We start from the raw sequence: 22,960 nt of genomic DNA, 5'->3' as shown, positions 1-22,960 counted from the left end.
GCTTCTTCTTCGCGGACCGGCCGGGTCAGCGGTCGGTGCTGGCGGCCCGGGAGGGCTCGTCGTGGAGCGTCTGGACGGCGTCCGGGTTCTGCCCCTCCCAGAAGCGGCGCGGGTGCCCGTCACCTCGGGTGCCACCGGAGAGGCGGTCCACCCAGGGGTACTTCCTGGCCTCTTCCTCCGTGTAGCCCAGGTTGAAGACGGTGGGGCTCTTGGGCAGGTCACCCGCCTTCGAGTAGTAGGTCCCGAAGAGCCGGTCCCAGAAGTAGTTGGTGATGCCGTAGTTGCCCTGCTCGTTGTGGAAATGGTGTGACAGGTGCAGTCGCTTGATTTCCTTCAGGAACTTGAGCTTCGGCGTGTAGTTCAGGTGCTGGATGCAGTGGCAGAACTCGTAGAAGCACGTAATCACCATCGCCCAGCCCAGCGCGGCGGCGGCGCCGGCCTTGCCGTTGATGAGCCAGCCGAGGGGAACCATGACGCCGCCCACCGTGGGCAGCACGTTGACCAGCGCGCCGAAGAGGACGCGCAAGTCGTTGGGGTCCTGGTGGTGGTCGAAGTGGATGCGCTTCCACGTCGCCGCGGTGAGGGGCGACTTGTAGAGGAAGCGGCTGTGCAGGATGTGCTTGTGCACCAGGAACCAGCCGAGCGGGAAGACGACGCTCGCGGCGGCCATGGCCGCCAGCATGCGCAGCGGGTTCTCGAACCACTTCACCGCGAACACCAGGCTGGTGATGCCCACGGCGATGTAGGCGATGACGGCGTAGTAGGTGAAGAACGAGTAGACCAGATCGCCCAGTGTCATCCGGTCCAGGTTGTGCTTCCGGTGTTTCAGGAAAGAGAAGGGTGCGCTGACTGACACGGTATCCCTCGCAGTAGCCGCTGCCCGGCCATAGCAGGCTGAGGAGCTGGATGAGCCCGCGCCGCCCCGCCGGCCACGGGGTACTCGGCGGCCCTCTAGTAGCAGGGGCTCTCTGAAAAGCTCCGTTACGGTTCCGGCGCTATAGCGCTTTTCTTCGCCTGCTGAGAAGGAATGCTGCTTGGGGAGTTACCGTTTGTCCCCCCGTCCGCAAAGCGTGCGACCGGGGGACGGGCTTCCCTGGTGCCCGAATGGGTCTCACCTTCCGGAGAGCCGAAACGACTTTCCAGGAGACTCCGATGGCGGAGAAGGCACAGCAGGGGAAGCGGGGCAGCAAGGACCGCGCGCGGCGCACGGCTCCACGGGTGGGCCGGGCCGCGGGGAAGAAGGCGGCTGCGGGGAAGATGGCGGCTGCGGGAAAGATGGCGGCGGGGGACCGGGGCACCATCGCCCTGCGCCGGACGACGTCGGAGTATCGCGCCGCGGCCGAGGAGCGGGCCGCGCGGGTGCGCGAGGAAATCGAGGCCGCGCTGGCCCAGGCCCGCGGCACGCGCGAGGCGATTGAGCAGCGCATCGCGGACCAGCTCCACACGCCGCGTACGCCCGCCAAGGTCCGCACCCAGCGCAAGCGCGCGGGAGGCCGCGGCTCCAGGAAGTGACGTCCACGTCCCTCAGGACGTGACGCGCGTGCCCTGGGGCGGAGACACCGGCTGGGCGTCGCCGGGCGCCGGCGTGGAGGGCTCCTCGCCCAGGCTCTTCAGCTTGCGCGCGAGCTGGGCCGCCTGCGCGCCCTTGGCGCCCATCTCGCTGCCCTGCACGCCGATGAAGGAGACGCGGGCCCGCTCCAGCAGCGCCACCTGCGCGTGGAGCTGGGCCAGCAGCCGCTCGCGCCGGCGGCCCAGCGCGTCCAGGTGGTTCAGCTCCTCGCCCAGGGACGACGCGGCCAGCTCCAGCTGGCGCCGGGCCACGGCGTCCTGGGTGGAGGCCGCGCGCGCGCGCAGCTCGCGCACCTGTGCGTCCACGTCGTTGGCCACCACCGAGCCCAGTTGTGCCTCCAGCCCCGCATGGGCCTCGGCGAGAGAGAAGCTCTCCAGCGCCATCTTCTCCAGCACGCCCAGCAGCTCCGTGCGCCCGGCGCTGGCCGGCATGCGCAGCACCACCGCCTTGCACTGGCGGTAGAGGCCGAGCGCGCGCACGCCCGGCTCACGGGCCTCGCCCTTGAGAGCGTTCTCCAGCAGCCGGCCCCTCGCCTCCACCACGTCGGACTCCACCACCACGTTGGCCGGCAGCGTGCCGATGCTCCAGAAGAGGGCCACGGTGAGGAAGCCCACCAGCACGGGGACGAGCCCCGACGTGCCGAGGAAGCGCGCCTCCATCACCTGCTGCGTGTACAACCCCAGCGGGACGAGCACGCCCGCGGCGGCGGCGCTCGCGGCCACGGAGGAGGGTCTGCCCGCCTCCTCGCGCCCGTTGCCCAGCCATGCCACCAGCGCCGCGGCGACGGCGGCCGCGAGGCTCTGGGGGAGCGGGTCCGGCAGGTCGAGGAAGAAGGGCAGGGCGGGCAGCACCGTCAGCGCCGCGCGCAGGCCCACCGCATGGCGCAAGGACGTCTTCGCGCCCGCCAGCGCCGCGGCCACCACCGCGAAGTAGCCCGGCTCCAGCGGGAAGAACAACTTCTGGGTGATGGCCCCGAGCACGCCCATGCAGGCCGCGCCCCCCAGCGCGCGGAGCGTGCGCGACTCGAACTCCTCGCGGTGGAGGAACTGCACGGAGAGGGCCATCGGTACACCGTCCTAGTACGAGTTGCTCTGGCCGAAGTTCTTCATCGTCTTCCGGTAGAGGTGCCGGGTCTCCCGGCGGACCTCTTCCTCGCCGGACGCGCGTTCATAGGCTGCCTCTGTCTGGTCCAGCTCCGCAAGCTCCCCCGAGAGCGCCGAGGCCGACGCGCCGAAAAGCTTCCGCGCGTTGTCCAGGAACCCACGGGCCGCCACCCGGTTGCCGCGCTTCATCTCCTCCGCCGCCGCCAGCATCTGCTGGGTACCCAACGCCCGTGTCGCATGGACGCGCACGTCCTTGTCCAGGTTGGCCCGCATGAGCGCGGCGTCGCCCGTGGCCCGCGCGGTGAGCCGCAGCGCCGTCTCGGCGGGCCCGTCCCGGGACACGTCCACGTAGCGCACCCGGGCGTCCAGCATCGGCAGCTCCTGCCCCTCGGGCGCATTCGCCTTCAGCGTCAGCTTCGCCACCACGCGCACGGACTGGTCTCCGGCCAGGTCGTACAGCGGCACCTTCACCGTGTTGCCCTCGCGGGTGGAGGGCACGCCCATGACCTCCACGGCCTGGACGGCGTCGGACAGCACCAGCTCCAGCTCCACGCGCCGGGCCACGGTGCCGGCGGCCTGGTCCAGCTCTCGGGAGAACACCTCCGCCAGCCGTGCCGAGTCGTCGATGAAGCCGGAGAAGCCGCCGCCCTGCTCGGCCATGCCGCGCATCAGCGACTCCTGGAAGTCCTGGCCCACGCCCAGCGCGCTCACGGTGATGCCCTCGTCGCGCAGGGAGCGCGCCAGCCGGAGCAGGTCCGCCTCCAGCACCATGCCCATGGTGGGCTGGCCGTCGCTCAGGAGGATGGCGCGGCTGACGCGGTACTCCCGCAGGTGGGGCCGCAGGGCCCTGGCCGCCTCGGTGAGGCCGCCGCTGAGGTGGGTGGAGCCCTCGTCGCGCAGGTTGTTGATGGCCAGGAGCAGCTCGGCGCGCACCGCCTCCGTCACCTGCCGGCTGGGCAGCACGTTGACGTCGGTGCCGTAGTCGATGAAGGCGAGCCGGTCCTCGGGCGTGAGGCGGTGCACCAGCTCCAGGGCGGCGCGCTTCGCGTCGGCCAGCTTCTTGCCGGCCATGGAGCCCGAGCGGTCCAGCACCAGGGCCAGGTTGACGGGGACGCGGTGGCCGGCCTCGGGCGGGCGGGCCTTCAGCTCCAGCCAGGCGAAGGCCTCGCTGGGGCCCGTCAGCACGTACGCGCCGGACAGCTTGCCGGACAGGGTGAGCGCGCCGTCCGCGGGCGAGGAGGTGACGAGCGGCAGCGTCACCGTGGCGGGCGGCTCGTCCGTGCGCGCCACCGTGTGGCTGGTGTCCGTGACGGGCGGGGGCGGCGGCGGTGGGGGCTTGCCCACCACGAGCGCGGCCAGGGCGAGCAGTCCGGCGGCGGACACCAGCAACAGGGTGCGGTTCATTCAGGGCCTCGGGGAGTGGGGCGAAGTGCCAGGCGCACGTTCGCCCGGCCGCCCGCCCGCGCGCATCGGTCAGCGGGAGGAGGGTCCTCCGGATGACCGATGCCTCCGCGCCCGCTCAGGTGCTCCCGGTGGCGAGCGCCACGGGCTGCCGCCGCCGCACCAGCTCCTCCACCACGGTGCGCACGCGGCCCTCGTCGAAGGGCTTCTCCAGGAGGAGGTTGGGGATGCTGGCCAGGAACTCGCGCGCGCCGGTGGTGAAGGCGCCGCCCGAGACGAATACGAAGCGCCGCTCCAGCCCCGAGTGCTCGCGCCGCACCGCCTCGTACACGTCCCGGCCCGTCAGGTCCGGCATCATCACGTCGCAGAGGACGGCATCCGGCTCCGGCCCCACCTCGAGCAGCTCCAGCGCCTGGCGCCCGCTGCTGGCCACCTCCACCTCGTGCTCGCGGAGGATTCGCTGCAGCACGCGCCCCACCGCCGGCTCGTCGTCCACCACCAGCACGCGGCCGCGCGGCGCGCTCTTCGAGGACTTCGGCTCCAGCGGCACCGGCACCACGCGCTTCTCCGGCTCCGGGGTGGGCAGCACCACCCGGAAGCTGGTGCCCCGGCCGGGCTCGCTCTCCACGGTGATGTCGCCGCCCAGTCCGCTGATGATGCTGTGGCAGATGGACAGGCCCAGCCCCGTGCCCACGCCCACCGGCTTGGTGGTGAAGAACGGGTCGAAGATGCGGTCGATGACCTCGCGCGGGATTCCCACGCCGGTGTCCTGCACCTCCACCACCACGCGCCCTTGCCCGTCCCGCCGCGTGACGAGCCGGACTTCATGCCGGTGCGCCGCGCCCTCCGGAATGGCCTGCGCCGCGTTCACCACGAGGTTGAGGAACACCTGGCTCAGCTTCCCCTCGTTGGCCATGACGGGGGGGATTTCGCCGTAGTCCCGCCGCAGCTGCGCGCGGTGGCGGATTTCGTTGGCGGCCATCATCGCCACCGAGTCCAGCACCGAGTGCATGTCCAGCGGCGTCACGCGCTCCTCGTCCGGCCGGGAGAACGTCTTGAGCTGGCGGACAATCTGCCGCACGCGCTCGGCGCCCTCGCAGGCCTCGTGGAGCACCTCCTTCCACTCCTCCAGGTCGGCGTCGCCCTTCATCAGCCGCGCCTGGAACGCCGCCGCGCCGTCCCCCGGCGGCAGGTGGTGGCGGAACTCCTCCGACAGGAAGCCCAGGTTGGAGAGGACGAAGGCCAGCGGGTTGTTGATTTCGTGGGCGATGCCCGCCGCCAGCGTGCCCACCGAGGCCAGCCGGTCCGCCAGCGTCAGCCGCGCCTGCAGCTGGCGCTGCTCCGTCACGTCGCGGGCGATGGACACCACCGCCGGCTGCCCGTCGAAGCGCAGGGGCAGCGACACCACCTCCGCCACGCGCGTGCGCCCGTCGTGCCGCACCAGCCGCCGCTCTCCGGTGAGCGCCCCTTCCCGCGTGCCCCCGGGGCCGCGCATGTCCTTGACGAACTCGTTGAAGCTCCGCCCCACGAGCTGCTCCGCGCTCTCCGCGCCCAGCGTGGAGACGAGCGCCGCGTTGGCGTAGACGATGCGGCCGTCCCGCTCAATCGCCGCCGCATCCGGCACGCCCTCCAGCAGCGCGCGGAAGCTGGCCTCGGACAGCTTGAGCGCCTCCTCCGCCTCGCGGCGCACGGTGATGTCGCGCGCCAGGCCCTCCACCGCCACCACGCGCCCGGAGGCGTCCATCACCGGCGCCACCACGTGCTCCAGCCACAGCGTGCGCCCGTCCGGGTGGAGGAAGCGCACCACCACCGGCGCGCCCTGGACGGGCTGCGGCGCCTCCAGGAGCTGCTCCAGCAGCGCCCGGTCCTCGGGGTGCACGCGCTGGTACCAGAGCCCCGGGTCCGCGTAGTGCTCCACCGGGCCGAAGCCCAGCTTGGCGTGCGCCACGCGGCTCACGTACGCGAAGCCGCGCGGCGGCTCGCGGCGGTAGAGGTACAGCACGTCCGACGCGTTCTCCGCCAGCTGGCGGAAGCGCCGCTCGCGCTCGCGCAGCGCCCGCTCCGACTCGCGCCGCTCCAGCGTCACCGCGATGGCGCCCGCCGCCGCCGACAGCAGGTCCACCTCCAGCCGGTCCCACGCCCGCGCCTCCGCGACGTTGTCGAAGCCGATGAAGCCCGCCAGCACGCCCTGCACCCGCAGTGGCAGCACCAGGATGGAGAGGATGCCCTGCGGCTCCAGCAGCGCGCGCTCCACGTCCGGGAAGTCCTTCACCAGCCCCTCGATGACGTCCCCCCGCGACAGCGTCTCCGTCCAGCGCGAGAGGATGGGGTCCATGGGCAGGTTCTGCAGGTCCGGGTTGTCGATTTCGGGCTTCACCCCGGGCGCGCACCACTCGGCGCGCTGGCTGCTCAGCGGCGCCCCGTCCTCCCCGTGGTGCATCTCGAACACGTACACCCGGCTGGCGCCAGACGCCTGTCCCAGCGTCGACAGCACGGGCCCGTACAGGTCTCCTCCCTCCGGCGTCGCCAGCAGCCGCTGCTGCATCTCCACCAGCGCGGTGAGGTAGCGCTCGCGCCGCGCCAGCGCGCTGTCCGCGGCCTTGCGCTCGGTGACGTCGTTCAAGGTCCCCGACGTGCCCAGCACGTTGCCGGCCTCGTCCAGCATCAGCCGCGCGAACACCTCCACCCAGCGGAAGCCGCCGTCGCGCCGGAGGTAGCGCACCTCCTTGCGCGTGTACTCCACCTTCCCTTCCACCAGCGGGCCGAACAGCTCCAGCGCTCGCGCCCGGTCTTCCTCGTGGAGGAACTCCAGGAAGGGACGCCCGAGCACTTCCTCCACCGTGAAGCCCGTCAGCTCCACCCAGGCCGGATTGAGGAACGTCCATGCGCCCTGCGTGTCCGTCTGGAACACCACCTCCCGCAGGTTGTCGATGACCAGCCGGTAGCGGCGATCACTGGGAATCCAGTCCGGACGCGTGTGCGGTGTCTTCATGATGAGGCTCGAGGATGAGAACCGCTGGCCCGGGCGGGGGGCGTCCGGGCGCTTCATAATTTCGTAACGATTCTGGATTTACTGCCTGGCAAGCAAGGGGGCCAGGATGACCCCGCGAAACGTGGGATGGTCACAGCGCCCTTCTGGATGTTGAGGCAGGGTAATAGAAGCCGTCTTCCTTCGGGATGGGCGGGAATGACACCATGGCCGCGTACGGGAAGTTCCCTCATGTCCTCTGGAAGCGCTCAGCTTTCGATGATTCTCCCGGAACCAGAGGCGAGGGCGGAGACCCTCCTGAACGACGCGGTGCTCCGGCTGCTCCTCGAGCAGGCGGGGGACGCCCTCGTCCTGGTGGATGCGACGGAGCGTGTGCTCGCCTTCAACGGTGAAGCCGCGCGCCAGTTCCGCATGTCCCGTCCCGAGCGGATGGAGCGGGGCTGGCTGCCCGGGTGCGCGTGGGTGCGCGCGGAGGATACGTCGCTGTCGCTGGAGGACTCGCCGCTGGCGCGAGGGCTGGCGGGCGAGTGGGTGAGGGAGTCGCGCTGGGGGTTGCGCCGGCCGGACGGGACGGTGGTGGTGCTGCGAGGCTCCGTGGTGCCGCTGGGCGTCCGGGACGGGCGCGCGGCTGGAGCGCTGCTGCGGGCCCGTGAGGAGGCGCCCGTCCGCCTGGATGCCGCGAGCGCCGCCCGGTTGCTGGCGGAGGCCGGGGCGCTGCTGGGCGGGGCGCTGGACGCCGAGGAGCGGATGGAGCCGCTCTTGAGGCTGCTGGTGCCCGCGGTGGCGGATGCGGGGGTGCTCTACCTGGGGCCGCCCGGCGAGGCGGCGCGCGCGGTGGCGGCGGTACACGCCTGGCCGGAGCGGCACGTCCTGCTGGTGGAGTGGCTGCGCCGCCAGCCGGTGGACACGCTGGTGGCGGGGAGCCTGCCGCCGCCGGGCACCAGTGGGACGCGGCGGCTGCGGCTGGCGGAGGTGGACACGGCCTCCGGCGCCGGGGACGACGCGGCGGCGCGGCCCCCTCGGGAGCTGGAGCTGCGCTGCTACCTGGGGGTGCCGCTGGTGGCGCGCGGGCGCGTCATCGGCGCGCTGGCCCTCTTCCGCTCGGACGAGGCGCATGACTTCGGCCTCGACGAGGAGCGGCTGGCGGAGGAGCTGGCCCGCCGCACCGCGCTCTCCGTCGACAACGCGCGGCTGCTGCGCGAGGCGCGCGAGGCGGTGCGCCTGCGCGACGAGTTCCTGGGCATCGCCAGCCACGAGCTGAAGACGCCGCTGACGCCGCTGCACCTCAAGGTGCAGCTGTTGCACAAGCAGGTGGAGCTCCTGGCGGCCAACGGCCAGCCGGTGTCCGCGGAGCGCGTCTCGGAGACGCTGGAGGTGGTGCAGCGCCAGGTGCGCAAGCTGACGAGCCTCGTCGACAACCTGCTGGACGTGTCGCGAATCACCGCGGGCCGGCTGAAGCTGGAGCTGGAGGAGATGGACCTGGCCAGCGTGGCGGCGGAAATCCTCTACCGCTTCGCTCCGTCCGCCGCGCAAATCCACTGCTCGCTGGAGCTGCACGCCCCGCTGCCGGTGGTGGGCCGGTGGGACCGGCTGCGGCTGGAGCAGGTGGTGACGAACCTGGTGTCCAACGCGCTGAAGTACGGCGCCGGCAAGCCCGTGTGCGTCACCGTGGAGGCGGAGGGGCGCACCGCGCGCCTCACCGTGAAGGACGGCGGCATCGGCATCTCCGCGGAGGATTTGCCCCGCATCTTCGAGCGCTTCGAGCGCGCGGTGAGCGACAGGCACTACGGCGGCCTGGGCCTGGGGCTCTACATCACCCGCCAGATTGTGGAGGCCTTCGGCGGCACGGTGAGCGCCACCAGCGAGCCGGGCCTCGGCTCCACCTTCGTCCTGGAGCTGCCGCGCGGAGACATCCCCGAGGAGTGGCTGGCCGTCTCCTGACGCGGCTCATGCCGCATGCGCGGACGAGGACGCGGTGGCGGGGCCGGGCGAGGGAACGGGGCTGAGAACCTCGCGGGGCAGCCGCACATGGAAGGAGCTGCCCTGCTGGGAGCCCGGGCTCTCCGCCCAGATGGTGCCGCCGTGGCGCTCCACGATTTCGCGGCAGATGAAGAGGCCCAGCCCCAGTCCGCCGTAGTGGCGCGCCTGGGCATTGGACGCGCGGGCGAAGGGGCGGAACAGTCCGGCCAGGCTCTCCGGGGGGATGCCGATGCCCTGGTCCTTCACGTGGACGACGACGTGGTGGGCCTCCTCCTCCAGGGACACGCGCACGGTGCCGCCCTGCGGGGAGTAGCGCACGGCGTTGCTCACCAGGTTGGTGAGGACCTGGTCCAGCCGGGGCGCGTCCCAGTCGCCCTCCACCGCGTGGCCGGGGGTGTGCAGCTCGAAGGTGATGCCGCTCTCGCCGCGCAGCTCGAAGCGCTCCACCACCTCGTGCAGCAGCGGCACCAGGTCCGCCCGCTGCCGCTCCAGCTCGAAGCGGCCGCCCTGCATGCGGGTGGTGTCCAGCATGTCGTCCACCAGCCGCCCCAGCCGCTCCGTCTGCCGGGCCATGGAGCGCAGCGCCTTGAGCAGCCGCTCGCGCTCCGGGAAGTCGCCGTTCTTCTCCAGCCACTGGAGGGTGATGGCGGCGAAGCCCTTGAGGGGCGTGAGCGGCGTGCGCAGCTCGTGGCTGGCCACGCTGATGAACTGCTCGCGCGCGCGCACGGCCTCCTTCAGCTCCGCCTGTGCGGCGCCGGTGCGCGCCGCCATCTCGTTGAAGCTGCGCGCCAGCTCTCCCAGCTCGTCGTCCTCCTCCACCTCCACGCGCCGCTCCAGGTCTCCGGCGGCCAGCGCGGAGGTGGCCTCGCGCAGCGCGTCCAGGCGGCGGATGACGTCCCGGGCGACGAGCTGCGAGAGGGCCAGGGCCAGCACCACGCCGAACAGCACCAGCCCCACCACCGCGGCGCTCATGCGCGTAATCGCCGCGTAGGCCACCACCAGCTCCTGCGTCACCAGGACGCTCCAGTCGGTGTCCTCGACGGGGGCCTCGGCGGCGAGGATGCGGCGGTCCGCCACGTCGAAGGCCTCCAGGACACCGCTGCCGGGCCGGTCCAGCTCCGCGTGCAGCGCGTCCGGCAGGCGCGCCGCGCCCAGCAGCACGGAGCCGGGGGCCGTGTCGCGCAGCACCATGAGGCCGCGCCGGTCCAGCACCTGCACGCGGAAGCGCCGCGAGGCCGGCGTGGTGGACTCGCTCAGCCGCTCCAGCGACAGCAGCCCCACCAGCATGCCGTGCAGCTCACCGTCGTGCTCGAAGGGCCGCGTCACCGCCACCAGCGGCCGGCCCGGGGGGCGGATGATGGGCGGAGACACCTCCGCTCCGCCGTGGGCGAGCGCCGCGGAGAGGAAGCCCCGGGACAGGTTCCAGCCCTCCATGCCCGGCGAGGTGGCCAGCACCGTGCCGGACGCGTCCACCGCGAGCGCGGCGTCGAAGGCGCGCGCCTGGGCGGCGAGGTTGCGCAGGTACGGCTCCAGCCGGGCCCGCTCTCCCGCGGCGAAGGCGGCGCGGAAGCCGGGGGACTCCAGCATCAAATCCAGCGACTCGCGCGCGTCGTCCAGGTAGCGGCGCAGGAAGTCCGCCTCGCCCGCGGCGGCGCGCTGCGTGTCGTCGCGCACCTGCTGCTCAATCGCGCGCTGGGCGAGGAACGCGGCCAGTCCTCCCAGCGCCAGCAGCGGCACCAGCCCCGCGAAGGCCAGCCCGCGCAGGAGCTTCCAGCCCACGGTGCGCGGGGCGCGCGGGCGCCAGTCCAGGGCCTGCGCCACGCAGGCGAGGGTGAGCACCGCGTAGACGCTGGCGCCCAGCAACGACGCGCCGCGGCCCAGCGCGTACGCCAGCAGGGCGAAGGGCACGGCCAGCACGCCCAGGAGGACGTGCGGCAGCCGCGCGTGCAGCCGGCCCGAGGGCAGCAGCAGCCCCACGCCCGCGAGGGCGAAGATGACGCCCACCAGCGGCCGCAGCGGGTACAGGTGCGCGTACACGGACATCGGGAAGCGCTCCGGCGCCGCGAGCAGGGCCACGCCGAAGGCGGTGCCGGTGAGGGCCGCGAAGGCGCGCAGGATGGGGCGCCGGCGCATGGCGGGCCACGCCTCCAGCATCAGGCCGCCGAAGAGCAGCGGGTAGAGCACGATGCCGGTGAAGCTGCCGGGCAGGACGTTCAGTACCCACCAGTACAGCGCCATGGCCGCGCTCAGCGCCAGGCGCCCGCCCACGTCCAGCCAGCGGGGCGCGTGGGGGTACAGCAGCGCCCCCATCAGGAAGATGCTGCCGGCCAGGTAGGTGAGCCCCATCACGCGCACGTACGGGTAGAGCGGCCGGAAGGACACCATCCGGAACTCGTACGGCACGTACGTCATCAGCAGGCCGAACAGCAGCCCCACCAGGGCGGCGGGCCACGTCAGCGGAAGGGGAAACGGCGAAGCCGGAGCCTCGGTCTGCGGAGAATGGGAAGAATACATCTTCCCGGATTCACGCCCGGCGGGACTACGGGGTTCTACTGTCCCCCGGGCCTTCGTCCGGGGCCTGACATCCCGGGCGCATGGCGAGGGACACGGCGCGTCATGCCACCTCGAGCACCGTCCATTCGCGCACCTCTCCGGCCAGCGTCACCTCCACCACGTCCCCGGCCTTGCGGCCCATGAGGGCACGGCCCACGGGGGAGGCGGGGGTGATGACGGACAGGAAGCCGTCGCCGCCGGGGCCCGTCAACTCGGTGCCGGCGCCCACCGGCAGCACGAAGAAGGTGCGCTCGGCGAAGCCGTCGTCGTCCTCGGTGCTCATGTCGACGATGGCACCCAGGGCCACCGGGCCCTTGCGCGGGAAGCGGGGCATCTCTCCCTGGCCGAAGGCGGCCAGGGCCTGCAACTCCTCCTGCACGCGGCGGGCGCGGGCGGCCTGACCGGTGGCGAGGCTGCCGAACTCCAGCGCCGCGCGGCCGTCCTCCTTCTTCTCCGACTCCGTGGCCAGGCTGCGGGCGGCCTCGCGCGCCTCGGCCTCGGCCCGGTGGGCCAGCCGGTCGGACTGCTGGAGTCGCTCGGCGAGCTGTCTCAGGAGCTCATGCTTGTCGAGTGGCATGGTATCGGCACAGGACTGTAGCGCCCTGTGCCGGCACCTCCAGTTTTCCGCCTGGGGACGGGGTCAGAAGGCCTCGCCCACGTTGAGGTAGAAGCTCATCTGCGTGCCGTAGGCCACGTCGAGCCGGACGTTCACCGGCACGTCGTCGAGCGGAGCGAAGCGCAGCCCCACGCCCCCCGCGGGCTTGATGGCCCTGGCCTCGAGGTCGTCCAGGCCGCGAGCCACCGTCGCGGCCGAGGCGAAGGCCACTCCGCCGAAGCGCCAGAAGAGGGGCGCGCGGTACTCCACCTGCGCGCCCAGGTGCTGCCGCTCCCGGAAGCGTCCCTCGAGGTGGCCCCGGCTCAGCTCCATGCCCCCGAGCCGGCCGGTGTCATAGAACGGCGGCTCGCCCCGGCGGAGCTCCACCAGTCCTTGCAGCGCGAGCACGTGCCGCTGCCCCCACGGAAGCGGCACGTACCGCCGCGCATCGAGCCGCAGCAGGTCGAACGTGTAGTCGGAGCCCCAGTCCCCGCTCGCGCGGCGCAGGTTCAGCCGCCCCAGGAAGCCCGTCGTGGGGTTCAGGGTGTTGTCCCGCGAGTCATAAAGCGCGGTGAGCCCGAACTGGAGCGTCGTCCCTCCGGCGGAGCCCGTCACGGAGCGGACCGCTCCCTCCGGTGCCATGTTCGTGATGCGCGCGCGCTGGTGCCGGAAGGTGGGGCCGACATACAGCCGGGGCGCCACCCGCCACTTCGGGCTCAGCTCCACCTCGAAGTAGACGGGCGTGTAGTCCTCCTCGTCCTCGGCCCGGGTGTACGCGCCCGTTCCGAAGAACACGTCGGGGAACCGCGCCGCGCTGGCCGTCGCGGTGAGGTTGAGCCGGTCATCGAGGAAGTACACGTCCGGCTGGAGCAGCAGGGTGAACTGCCCCCGGATGCTCGCGGCGGCGGCCAGCAGGACCTGGGAGTCCCGGCGGCCACTCCCGCCTGGCGGCTGGTACACGAGGGAGGCCGCGCCACCGAGGAGGAAGCTCGTCTCCGGTTGGTACGCGGGCAGCACGAAGGGAACGAGGCTGAACCGTCCCTCCTCCTGGGCCCGGGCCGGCGTGAGGGCGAGGAGGCAGAGGACGAAGGCGAGGGGGCGCACGGAGGTCATCGCGCGCCTCACACGTTCTCATCGAGCCAGTCGAACAGCCGCTGCTCGGCCAGGGCCATGGAAGCCGCCTGGCAGTGGAGCGGCGCGGCCTCCTCGTGGGTGAAGCGCATCAGGTGCTTCGGCCCCCGGAGCGCGTCGTACAGCTTCTGGGACTGGCCCGGCGACGCGTCCTCGGCGTCACCCTCCATGATGAGGACGGGGCAGCGGATGCGCTCCACGACGGAGGTGTTGTCGAACTCCTCCAGCTTCCGGAACAGCTCGGAGGGCGTCTTCGCGCCATGCTTCCAGTACACGTCCCGCAGCCAGTACCTCGCGGTGGGCCAGCCCTCCGCGAGCTCGAGGATGGCCCGGTCGAACTGCACCGGGTGCGACTTCAGCAGGGACAGCACGCCGGGGAGCCAGCGGTTGAAGTGCCCCGTCATCGCGTCCCACCAGCTCAGGACGCCGGGGTTCGCGATGCACAGGGAGATGCGCGGCTCGAAGGCCGCCGCCCGGGGCGCCAGCGCGCCGCCGAAGGACAGCCCCATCAGCAGGATGCGCTTCGGGTCCACCCCGCTGATGCGCTCCACCGCGTCGACCGCGGGAGACACGGCCTTCTCCCAGTCCGGCCGGAAGGACAGTCCCCGCTCCCGGAGCGAGCGGCCCTGTCCGGGTCCGTGGAGGAGGAGCACGTGGTAGCCCCGCTTGTACGCGCCGTCCCAGACCCACTTCGTCTCCTCCGGCCACGCGTGCAGCCCCTGGTGGAGCAGGAGGACGGGCGCGCTTGGCTTCGCATGGGGTGAGCGGAGGAAGTACGCGGGCAGCGTGGTGCCCTCGTACGGAATGTCGAGCGGCTCCGCCGCGTACCCGAGCAGCGCGTTCGACTTCTCGAAGGTGGTGGCCGCGTTCCGCGTGACTTCCAGCAGCCGCGGGTCCGCGGTGTCCGTGTAGTGCATCGTCGCCGCGCGGTAGTAGTTGGCGGCGCGCGCGTAGGCCGCGCCCGCGCTCAGCCGGTGCCCCTTCGCCTCGACGGTGCTGGCGATGCCGTGGACCCGCTGCGCCGTCTTCAGCCACGCGTCGAACCAGCTCTTCTCGTCGCCGGCCTGGATGCGCTTCGCCGTCTCCAGCGCCTCGCCCACGTCGCTCTGCCCGTGGGTGGCATGGCCCAGGAACCACAGGAGCTGGTTGTCCATCAGCCCGTCGCCCGTGAGGCGCAGGTCGTACCAGGCGTCGCCGCGGGGGTTGATGCCGGGGACCTCCACCGGAGCCGGCACCAGGAACTGGCGAGCCCCTGCCGCCGCCGCCGCTCCACCGGCGAAGAGCCCCATGCCCGCCAGCATGCTTCGCCGGCTCACCCTTCCTGCGCTACTGTCACCCGGGTTGGTCATTGGATTTAATCTCCCGATTCAATCGTTTGATTGAATCAATTGATTGAAACGCGCCCTGGCGTCAAGTGCGCCTCGGGTTTTTACGTCATTTCAAGGGTTTATCGGGATGGAGAGCGAGGACCAGGGCGCGAGGGAGCGCATCCTCCGGGCGACCATCGTCTGCCTCGAGCGGGACGGGGTGGACGCCACGGGCATTCGGGAGATTGCCCGCGAGGCGCAGGTGAATAGCGCGGCCATCAGCTACTACTTCCGGAGCAAGGAGCGGCTGATTGCCCTGGCCATCGAGCAGACGCTGGACCAGGCCTTCGGGCACGTGCTCACGGACTTCGACAAGCTTCGCGCCGAGGGGCTCGGCATCCGCGAGGCGTTCGAGGTCCTCCTCGAGGACCTCCTGGGCAACACCACGCGCTACCCGCGCATCGCGCACGCGCACTTCCGCGAGGTGCTCGTCCAGCAGCGCTATGACGGGGTGGCCATCCAGCGCCTCAATGCCTTTCTCGGCGAGCTCGTGCCGAGGCTCGCCCCGGCGGCGCCGCACCTCACCGAGTACCAACTCCGTCTGGCGTTGACCCAGGTCTGGTCCTCGGTGCTCCTGCTCGGGATGATGCCGCGGCTGTTCGACCAGTTCCTCCTGCTCGACTTCGGGACGCTCGAGACGCGGCGTGCCTGGGCGAAGCAGGCCTCACGGATGCTCTTCCGCGAGGAGACCCGATGAAGGTCTCCGACCCGTCGTTTCCCCGTCCGTCCTGGTGGGAGCTCCTGCTGGGCACCGCGCTCTGCTCGGCGGTCGCGTGGCTCAACGGCTTCCCGCTCGTCTTCTCGGACACCGGCGTATACCTGCTCCACTCCTTCGACTGGGCCGTCCCGCCGGACCGGCCCATCTTCTACAGCCTGTTCCTGAGCCTGTTCCACGGCTTCAAGACCTTGTGGGCTCCGGTGCTCGTCCAGGCGGCCATCGGCGCGTTCCTGGTCAGCCTGGTGCTGATTCGCTTCGGGCTCCGCCGCGCCACGCGGCGGCTGGCGGTCCTGGCCGTGCTGGTCCTGGTGACGGGGCTGTCGCGCTTCGCCGGGCAGTTGATGCCGGACGTGTTCCTCGGCTACTTCGTGCTGTCGTTCTACCTGCTGGCCTGTCACCGCGAGGATTTGTCCCGGGTGGAGCGCGCGCTGCTGGTGGCCATCCTCATGGTGTCCGTGCTGGTGCACAACACGCACCTGGTCCTCTGCGGAGCGATGCTGGTGTCGGTGGGGCTGCTCGCGTGGGGGCTGCGCCGGCGTGGGACGCGGGGAGTGGCCGACCTGCGGCTGCCGGCGCTGGCCTTCGTGGCGGTGCTGGTCATCTGGCCCACCGTCAACAAGCTGCTGTCGGGAAGGGCCTTCTTCTCCCGCTCGGGCCACATCTTCCTCACCGGGCGGCTCATCAACGACGGCATCGTCCAGGAGCTGCTCGCCCGGCGCTGCGGCGTGGAGCACTACGCCCTCTGTGACTACCAGGACGACCTGAAGGGGATGAGCTCGGGCGAGTTCCTGTTCCTGGACCGCCCTTCCTTCATCGGCCTGGGCGGCTGGAACATGCGCTCTCGCCAGGTGAGCAGGATGCTGGTGGACTCGGTGCGCTACCTGCCCGGGATGCACTTCGAGGCGGCGGTGCGCGGCGTGTGGAGCCAGCTCCGCTCCTTCGACCTCGAGGACGGGGTGGAGCGGTACGGGCCGGACCGGTACGCCTTCCGGGCCATCGCGGAGCTGTATCCCGCCGACGCGCCGAGCTACCAGCGCTCGATGCAGGAGACGGACCGGCTGCTGCCACTGCTCGGCCGGCACCGGCCCCTCCACCAGTGGGTGTGCGTGCTCTCGCTGGTGTTGCTGCCGGTGCTGGGGTGGCTCACACTCCGGCGTGGCGGGGAGTGGCGCGCGGCAGTGCTGCCGGTGATGGTCGCGCTCACGCTCGTCTACAACGCGGTCCTGACCTCGTTGCTGTCGGGCGTCTTCCCCCGCTTGCAATCCCGCGCGATGTGGCTGCCGATCCTGGCCTGCGTCGCGCTGGCGCTTCGGCTCTGGGCGAACCGGCGGACCGGGAACGAGGGACGCGGCGAGCAGGCCTCTCGGCTGGGTTTCACGCCCTGAGGCGCGAGCCCGCTCCATGCGCGGGTGTCCCGGCCCGGCATGCATCACGCCGGCCCGGCGCCAGCCCGTCTGTCCGGTCAGCGCGCCGCTGGACTTCGCATCCCGGACATTCATGGTAAAGGTGCGCCCCGTCATGCCTGCCAGCCGTGCTGTCTCCACCTCGGAGCCGGGGGGCTCCGCGCTCGCGGAGCTCGTGTTCGCGCCTCTCGAAGCCCACGTCTTCCTGCGTTACCTGCTTGGAGCCGAGCCTCCGGCGGAAGTGGTGGAGCGCTACCGCGCCGCCAATGAGAAGCTCTTCGCCGAGCCCGCCTCCGCCGCGGACGCGCGGCTGCTCGACTACGTGACTCGGCGTCCGTGGGCGCTGCCCATGCTGGACGCCGCGGCGGCCTTCCGCCGTCCGGACTCGCTGCTGCGCCGCAAGCTGCTGGTGGGCGCGGCCGTGCTGGAGGCGACGCCGGACTTCACCGCGCGCTTCCTGCCCCAGGCCGTGTCCGTGCCCCGGCTGGTGCTGCGCGGAGCGCTGCTCGGCCTGAGCGTGGCCTTCAAGCTGGTGGTGGGGCTCATCCTGCTGAGCATGGTGGAGGCGGGTGGCGATGAGCGCTGAGGTCCTCGTGGTGGGCTCCGGCGCCAGCGGCGTCAACGCGGCCTTCCCCCTCGTGGAGGCGGGCCACCGGGTGACGCTGGTGGACTTCGGCAACACGGACCGCACCTACGCGCCGCTGATTCCCCACCAGCCCTTCACCGAGGTGCGCCAGGGCGATGCCCGGCAGCATCGCTACTTCCTTGGCGACCAGTTCGAGGGCGTGCCCTTCGGCAAGATTCGAGTGGGCGCGCAGCTCACCCCGCCGCGCATGCACATCTCCGCGGACACGGCCCGGTGGATGCCGCTGGACTCGAACACCTTCACCCCCACGGAGAGCCTCGCGGTGGGCGGGCTCGCCGCCGGCTGGGGCGCGGGGGCCTTCCCCTTCGACGCGCACGAGCTGGAGGGACTGCCCTTCACGCACGCCGACCTGGCGCCGCACTACGACACGGTGGCCGAGCGCGTGGGCGTCTCCGGAGACAGGGACGACCTGCTGCCCTTCCTGGGTGACTCCCAGGCGATGCAGCCGCCGCTGGACATCGACAGCAACGCGGAGGCGGTGCTCTCCCGCTACCAGCGCAAGCGCGAGAAGCTCAACGCGGCCGGCTTCTTCATGGGCAAGGCGCGGCTCGCGGTGTGCAGCCGTCCCCACCGGGGCCGCGACGGCCACGCCTACCGCGACATGGAGTTCTGGGCGGACACGGACCGCAGCGTGTACCGGCCCCAGTGGACGCTGGAGGAGCTGAAGCGCTTCCCCAACTTCCGCTACCTCGACCGGCGCTTCGTGCTGTCCTTCTCGGAGCGGGACGGCGGCGGCGTGAGCCTCCTGGCTCGCCACGCGGACACCGGCGCGGACGAGCGGCACGACGCGCACGCGCTGGTGCTCGCCGCGGGCACCCTCGGCACGGCGCGAATCGTCCTGCGCTCGCTCGGGCGCTACGGCGAGCGCGTGCCGCTGGTCTGCAACCCGTACACGTACGTCCCCATGGTCAACCTGGGGATGCTCGGGAAGGCCCCGCGGGACAGGCGCCACAGCCTCACCCAGCTCGAGGTCGTCTACCACCCGAAGGACGGCGTGGGGATGCACGGGCAGCTCTACTCGTACCGCTCGCTGCTGATGTTCAAGCTCCTCAAGGAGGCGCCGCTGCCGCTGCGTGAGGGCGTGCAGGTGATGCAGCTCCTGATGCCGCTGGTGAACATCCTCGGCATCCACCACGAGGACAGCCCGGGGCCGGGCAAGAGCGTGGCCCTGCACCGTGGGGCGGACGGCGCGCCGGACCGGCTGGAGGTCCGCTACGAGCCGGCCGCCGAGGAGGAGCGCGCGCAGTCCGACGGCGAGCGCGCGCTGCTGCGCCACTTCCTCGGGCTGGGCTGCGTGCCGCTCAAGCGCATCCGCCCCGGCCACGGCTCCAGCATCCACTACGCGGGCACCTTCCCCATGCGCGAGGGCGGCGGCCCGCTCACGGTGGACGGGGACTGCCGCCTGCACGGCACGCGCAACGTCTACCTCGCGGACGGCTCGGTGTTCCCGAAGCTGCCCTCGAAGGGGCTCACCTTCACCATGATGGCCAATGCCGACCGCGTGGGCACCCGCCTCGCTCGCCGGCTCCAGGGAGGGCACGTCTGATGACCGCATCCACCGGACGCACCGTCGCCGTCAGCGGCGCCAACGGACTGCTCGGGCGCGCGCTGTGTGAGCACCTCGCCCGCGAGGGCTTCCAGGTGCGCGCGCTCGTGCGGGACACCGCCGCCTATCCATGGAAGCAGCCCGGCATCGAGCGCTTCCGCCTGTCGCTGCCGGGAGAGCTGGACCCGGCGGCGCTGAAGGGGGCGGACGTCGTCATCCACGCTGCCTACATGACGCGCTTCACCAACCTGGCGGAGGCCCAGCGGGTGAACGAGGAGGGGACGCGGCAGCTCCTGCGCGCCTCGCGCGAGGCCGGCGTGCCGCGTTTCATCTTCATCTCCAGCACCTCGGCGCACGCGGAGGCGGAGTCCTATTACGGGCGCAGCAAGTACGGGCTGGAGCGCGAGCTGGACCCGGCGAGGGACCTCGCGCTCCGTCCCGGCCTCATCATCGGAGACTCGGGCCTCTTCGAGCGCATGCGCTCCACCATCCGCAAGCTGCCGGTGGTGCCCGTCTTCGGCGGCGGCCGTCAGGTCATCCAGACGGTGCACATCGAGGACCTGGTGCGCGGCATCCAGGTGGCGATTGAGCGCGGCATCACCGGCACGCTCACCGTGGCCGAGCCCGGAGGCGTCACCCTGCGCGAGCTCTTCCTCTCCATGGCCGCGCAGCTGGGGCGCCGCCGCTTCATCCTGCCGCTGCCCTACGGGCCGGTGCTCCTGGCGCTGCGGCTGGTGGAGAAGCTGCGGCTGCCGCTGCCGGTGTCCTCGGAGAACCTGCTCGGCATGCGCGCGCTGCGCCATGTGCCCTCGGAAGCGGACCTCGCCCGGCTGGGGCTGCGCGCGCGCAGCGCCGCGGAGAGCCTCGCCAACCTTCCTCCCTGAGCGGAGACCTTCATGACGCCTTCCGTTCCGTCCCACCCGCGTCTGCCGTGGTGGGAGTTGGCGCTCGGCACCCTGCTGTGCATGGTGGTGCCCTACATCAATGGGTATCCGCTCATCTTCGGAGACACGGCCGCGTACCTGGTCTCGGCGAATGAGATGGTCGTGCTGCATGACCGGCCCATCTTCTACGGCCTGTTCCTGCGGCTCTTCATTCCCTTCGGAAGCCTGTGGGTTCCGGCTCTCGCGCAGGCCGCCATGGGCGCGTTCCTGGTGCTGTTGCTGCTCTCGCGCATGGGCCTGGGCCGGAGCGGCTCGCGGCTGACGGTGCTGGCCGTGCTGGTAGTGACCACCGGCCTGTCGCGCTTCGCCGGGCAGCTGGTCGCGGACGTGTTCCTCTCCTACCTCGTGGTCAGTTTCTACCTGCTGGCCTGCCACGGCTCGAGCCTGGCCAAGGGCGAGCGCGCCGTGCTGGTGGGCATCTTCATGGTGTCGGTGATGGTGCACAACTCGCACCTGGCCATCGCGCTGGGGCTGCTGGTGTCGGTGGGGCTCATCGCCTGGGGGCTCCGGCGGCGAGGGTGCCGGGGGCTTCTGCACCTGGGCGTGCCGGCGCTGGCGCTCGGGGCGGTGCTGGTGCTCTGGCCCACGATGTACAAGCTGCTGACCGGCGCGGCCTACTTTTCCCGCGCGGGCCACATCTTCATCACCGCGCGGCTCATCAAGGAGGGCATCATCCAGGAGTTGCTCGCGCGGCGCTGTGGCGTGGAGCACTACGTCCTGTGTGACCACCAGGAGGAGCTGCGGGGGATGCACTCGGACACCTTCCTCTTCGAGGGGCCGCCCGCCTTCCACGCGGTGGGCGGCTATGCGAAGTCGGAAGAGTCCATGCGCATGGTGAAGGACTCCGTGCGCTACCTGCCCTGGCTGCACCTGAAGAAGGCGGTGCGCAACGTGGGGCGGCAACTGGACTCCTATGACCTGGGGGATGGGCTGGGCGCCTACTCCCGCTCGAACCGGATTCTTCAAATCATCCCCGAGCAGTACCCGCGGGAGGTGTTCGCCTTCGAGCACTCGCTGCAGCAGATGAATCGGCTGGAGGAGTTCTTCAAGCAGCATCGGCCGCTCAACCGCACGCTGGGCATGCTCTCGCTGGTGCTGCTGCCAGTGCTGGCGGTGCTCGCCTACCGGCGCCGGCTGGACGGGCGCACGGTGCTCCTGGCGGTGATGGTGGCCCTGACGCTGCTGGGCAACGCGATGGTGACAGCGCTGCTGTCGGGCGTCTACCACCGTTACCAGGCCCGGGTGATGTGGCTGCCCGTGCTGGCCTGTATCGTCATGGCGTACCAGCTCTGGGGGGCCCGGCGCGCGGCGCGCGGTGGCGGCGAGGTGCCCGCGCCCGTGTCGCTGCCGCCAGCGAACGAGGCCCCCGCCCGCGCCAGCGTGGCGAGCTGAAGCGGCGCGGGGCCGGCTGGCGGCCCCACTCCCGCAACGAAGAAGCCCCGCGCTCCAGAAGGGGACGCGGGGCTTCTTCTGGTGGGCCCCTCTCCAGAGGGGGCCCTGCTCAGGCCTGGGCCTGGCGCGGCTGGCTGTGCGTCTTGAGGACGGCGAGGAGGAAGGAGAACAGCGCCACCTCCGCCCCCGCGCCCATCAGCAACATGCCCAGCACGCTGCGGCGCGGCTCCATCAGCACGCGCATGTCGTTGTGCAGCCAGATGCCGACCACCACCGCCTCGAGCACCAGGCCCGCGAGCAGCAACGCGCCGCCCACCGCCAGCCCGCGTCCGAAGGTGAGCCAGTTGGCGAGCGCGGAGGCGAAGCGCCCGGGGCGGATGATGACGCCTCCCACCAGGCTGCGCGCCAGCAACGCGCCCAGCACGCCCTGCATGCCCATGAGGACGAGGGTGCCGCCGAAGAACAGGTAGTGGAAGTCGAACGACTGGCCGAGGATGACCACCGGCCCGAAGGACACGGGCACCACGAAGAGCAGGCCGAGCAGCAGCGCCGCCATCCCGGGGCGGAACAGGAGCTGGTCGGGCGCGTGCAGCAGCATGAACTTCAGGTGCCGCCACCCGTCGCGCCAGCGGCGCAGGTGGGGCGGGCGGCCCCGGCGGTCCGGGTACAGCGTGACGGGCACCTCCTGGATGTCCAGGTCGTGCAGCGCCGCCTTGATGACCATCTCCGACGCGAACTCCATGCCCTCGCTCTCGAGCTGCAGCCGGTCGAACGCCTCTCGCGTCAGCCCGCGCATGCCGCAGTTGACGTCGCGGATGCGGGTGCTGAAGAGCCGGTTGAGCACGAAGGTGAGCACGGGCGTGCCGACGTAGCGGTTCAGCAGCGGGTTGGCGCCCGGCATGATTTTGCCCGGCCCCAGCCGGGTGCCCATCACGAACTCCGCGCCGTTGCGCATCCGCTCGACGAAGGGGCCAATCTCCTCGAAGTTATAGGTGTCGTCCGCGTCGCCCATGATGAGCCAGCGGCCCCTGGCCCCCGCCATGCCGAAGCGCAGCGCGTTGCCGTAGCCCCGCTGCGGCACGTGCACCACCCGCGCCCCGAGCGACTGGGCCAGCTCCACCGAGCCGTCATTGGAACCGTTGTCCGCGACCACGACCTCGCCGCGGAGGCCCAGCCGCTGGAAGCTCGCGAGTGCCTTTTCGATGCAGGCCCCGAGCGTGCGGACCTCGTTGAGACAGGGAATGACGACCGACACTTCCATCGAGTCGTCCGGCTGCTGGGGCTGGGACGAATCAGGCGCGAGCATGAGCGCGGAAGAGGGCAAGGGAATGCACCGGGTTGGGAGGGCCGCGGCCTCTTACCATGGGAAAAATGGTTGGGGATAGGAGGCGGCCCCCAAAGGCAGGCGCCCGGGTGGGCCCTTGCCTCCCGGCATTCATTCCACGGCTTCCCGTCCCCTCGTCTCGTCTGGAAAGTCACCACATCCCTGGAAGATGCACGCTTCCGCCGGGGCGGCTCGCCGGAGGATGAAAGGTATGACTCCCCAGGAACTCTCACAGAAGGCCCGGCAGCTCGTCGCGGAAGGCGCGGTGCCGCTGGACGTGAGCTACTGGTAGTCCGGG

The 22,960-nt window shown here is 71.5% G+C and carries 17 protein-coding genes; 8 read left to right on the top strand and 9 right to left on the bottom strand.

The genetic code is table 11. The features are described from left to right. Positions 1–25 precede the first annotated feature (25 nt). The gene (locus K8638_RS34730; RefSeq protein WP_223758999.1) at positions 26–856 is read right to left on the bottom strand and encodes a sterol desaturase family protein; all 831 of its coding nucleotides are present in this window, start codon (positions 854–856) and stop codon (positions 26–28) included. A 296-nt stretch (positions 857–1,152) separates the two neighbouring features. On the opposite strand from K8638_RS34730, the gene K8638_RS34725 reads away from it, so the two are divergent. Then, positions 1,153–1,512: a hypothetical protein gene (locus tag K8638_RS34725; protein ID WP_223758998.1), complete on the top strand. Its 360-nt coding sequence runs from the start codon at positions 1,153–1,155 to the stop codon at positions 1,510–1,512. A gap of 12 nt (positions 1,513–1,524) precedes the next feature. Here K8638_RS34725 and K8638_RS34720 read toward each other — a convergent pair whose 3' ends face one another. The 3 genes from K8638_RS34720 to K8638_RS34710 all read right to left on the bottom strand — a co-directional run bounded on the left by K8638_RS34720 (position 1,525) and on the right by K8638_RS34710 (position 7,066). Then, the gene (locus tag K8638_RS34720; protein ID WP_223758997.1) at positions 1,525–2,634 is read right to left on the bottom strand and encodes a hypothetical protein; all 1,110 of its coding nucleotides are present in this window, start codon (positions 2,632–2,634) and stop codon (positions 1,525–1,527) included. A gap of 12 nt (positions 2,635–2,646) precedes the next feature. Continuing rightward, complete coding sequence (locus K8638_RS34715) at positions 2,647–4,077, bottom strand: VWA domain-containing protein (protein ID WP_223758996.1); 1,431 nt, start codon at positions 4,075–4,077, stop codon at positions 2,647–2,649. Between the two features lie 115 nt (positions 4,078–4,192). Next, on the bottom strand, positions 4,193–7,066 hold the full coding sequence (locus tag K8638_RS34710) for a PAS domain S-box protein (RefSeq protein ID WP_223758995.1): 2,874 nt from the start codon (positions 7,064–7,066) through the stop codon (positions 4,193–4,195). A gap of 255 nt (positions 7,067–7,321) precedes the next feature. Here K8638_RS34710 and K8638_RS34705 point away from each other — a divergent pair, with 255 nt between their 5' ends. Continuing rightward, positions 7,322–9,004 carry an ATP-binding protein gene (locus K8638_RS34705; protein WP_305071213.1) on the top strand — a complete coding sequence of 561 codons (1,683 nt, stop codon included), beginning with the start codon at positions 7,322–7,324 and terminating at the stop codon, positions 9,002–9,004. 6 nt (positions 9,005–9,010) lie between these two features. On the opposite strand, the gene K8638_RS34700 is transcribed toward K8638_RS34705, so the two are convergent. From K8638_RS34700 to K8638_RS34685, 4 genes are all read right to left on the bottom strand, one after another. Further along, positions 9,011–11,557, bottom strand: coding sequence for an ATP-binding protein (locus tag K8638_RS34700; protein ID WP_223758994.1), 2,547 nt, complete (start codon positions 11,555–11,557; stop codon positions 9,011–9,013). 100 nt (positions 11,558–11,657) lie between these two features. Beyond that, positions 11,658–12,173: a GreA/GreB family elongation factor gene (locus K8638_RS34695; RefSeq protein WP_223758993.1), complete on the bottom strand. Its 516-nt coding sequence runs from the start codon at positions 12,171–12,173 to the stop codon at positions 11,658–11,660. 63 nt (positions 12,174–12,236) lie between these two features. Next, entirely contained in the window at positions 12,237–13,304 is a 1,068-nt protein-coding gene (locus K8638_RS34690; protein WP_223758992.1) for a BamA/TamA family outer membrane protein, read from the bottom strand. An 8-nt stretch (positions 13,305–13,312) separates the two neighbouring features. After that, on the bottom strand, positions 13,313–14,638 hold the full coding sequence (locus tag K8638_RS34685; RefSeq protein ID WP_223758991.1) for an alpha/beta fold hydrolase: 1,326 nt from the start codon (positions 14,636–14,638) through the stop codon (positions 13,313–13,315). A 139-nt stretch (positions 14,639–14,777) separates the two neighbouring features. Between K8638_RS34685 and K8638_RS34680 the strand changes: the two genes are divergently transcribed. The 6 genes from K8638_RS34680 to K8638_RS34655 all read left to right on the top strand — a co-directional run bounded on the left by K8638_RS34680 (position 14,778) and on the right by K8638_RS34655 (position 21,338). After that, on the top strand, positions 14,778–15,386 hold the full coding sequence (locus K8638_RS34680) for a TetR/AcrR family transcriptional regulator (protein ID WP_223758990.1): 609 nt from the start codon (positions 14,778–14,780) through the stop codon (positions 15,384–15,386). Beyond that, entirely contained in the window at positions 15,383–16,792 is a 1,410-nt protein-coding gene (locus K8638_RS34675) for a hypothetical protein (protein ID WP_223758989.1), read from the top strand. The genes K8638_RS34680 and K8638_RS34675 overlap by 4 nt, the downstream gene beginning before the upstream one ends. A 133-nt stretch (positions 16,793–16,925) precedes the next feature. Beyond that, positions 16,926–17,396 carry a hypothetical protein gene (locus tag K8638_RS34670; RefSeq protein WP_223758988.1) on the top strand — a complete coding sequence of 157 codons (471 nt, stop codon included), beginning with the start codon at positions 16,926–16,928 and terminating at the stop codon, positions 17,394–17,396. Beyond that, positions 17,386–19,002 (top strand): GMC oxidoreductase, encoded by a 1,617-nt coding sequence (locus tag K8638_RS34665; protein WP_223758987.1) that lies wholly within the window; start codon positions 17,386–17,388, stop codon positions 19,000–19,002. The genes K8638_RS34670 and K8638_RS34665 overlap by 11 nt, the downstream gene beginning before the upstream one ends. Further along, on the top strand, positions 19,002–19,886 hold the full coding sequence (locus tag K8638_RS34660; protein ID WP_223758986.1) for an NAD(P)-dependent oxidoreductase: 885 nt from the start codon (positions 19,002–19,004) through the stop codon (positions 19,884–19,886). The genes K8638_RS34665 and K8638_RS34660 overlap by 1 nt, the downstream gene beginning before the upstream one ends. Positions 19,887–19,898: 12 nt before the next feature. Further along, positions 19,899–21,338, top strand: a complete 1,440-nt coding sequence (locus K8638_RS34655; protein WP_223758985.1) for a hypothetical protein — start codon at positions 19,899–19,901, stop codon at positions 21,336–21,338. 109 nt (positions 21,339–21,447) lie between these two features. On the opposite strand, the gene K8638_RS34650 is transcribed toward K8638_RS34655, so the two are convergent. Next, positions 21,448–22,599, bottom strand: coding sequence for a glycosyltransferase family 2 protein (locus tag K8638_RS34650; protein ID WP_223758984.1), 1,152 nt, complete (start codon positions 22,597–22,599; stop codon positions 21,448–21,450). Positions 22,600–22,960 lie beyond the last annotated feature (361 nt).

Origin of the sequence: Myxococcus sp. RHSTA-1-4, from assembly GCF_020037125.1 — a bacterium.
Taxonomy (GTDB): Bacteria; Myxococcota; Myxococcia; order Myxococcales; family Myxococcaceae; genus Myxococcus.
This window is presented reverse-complemented; position numbering and strand designations above follow the sequence as displayed.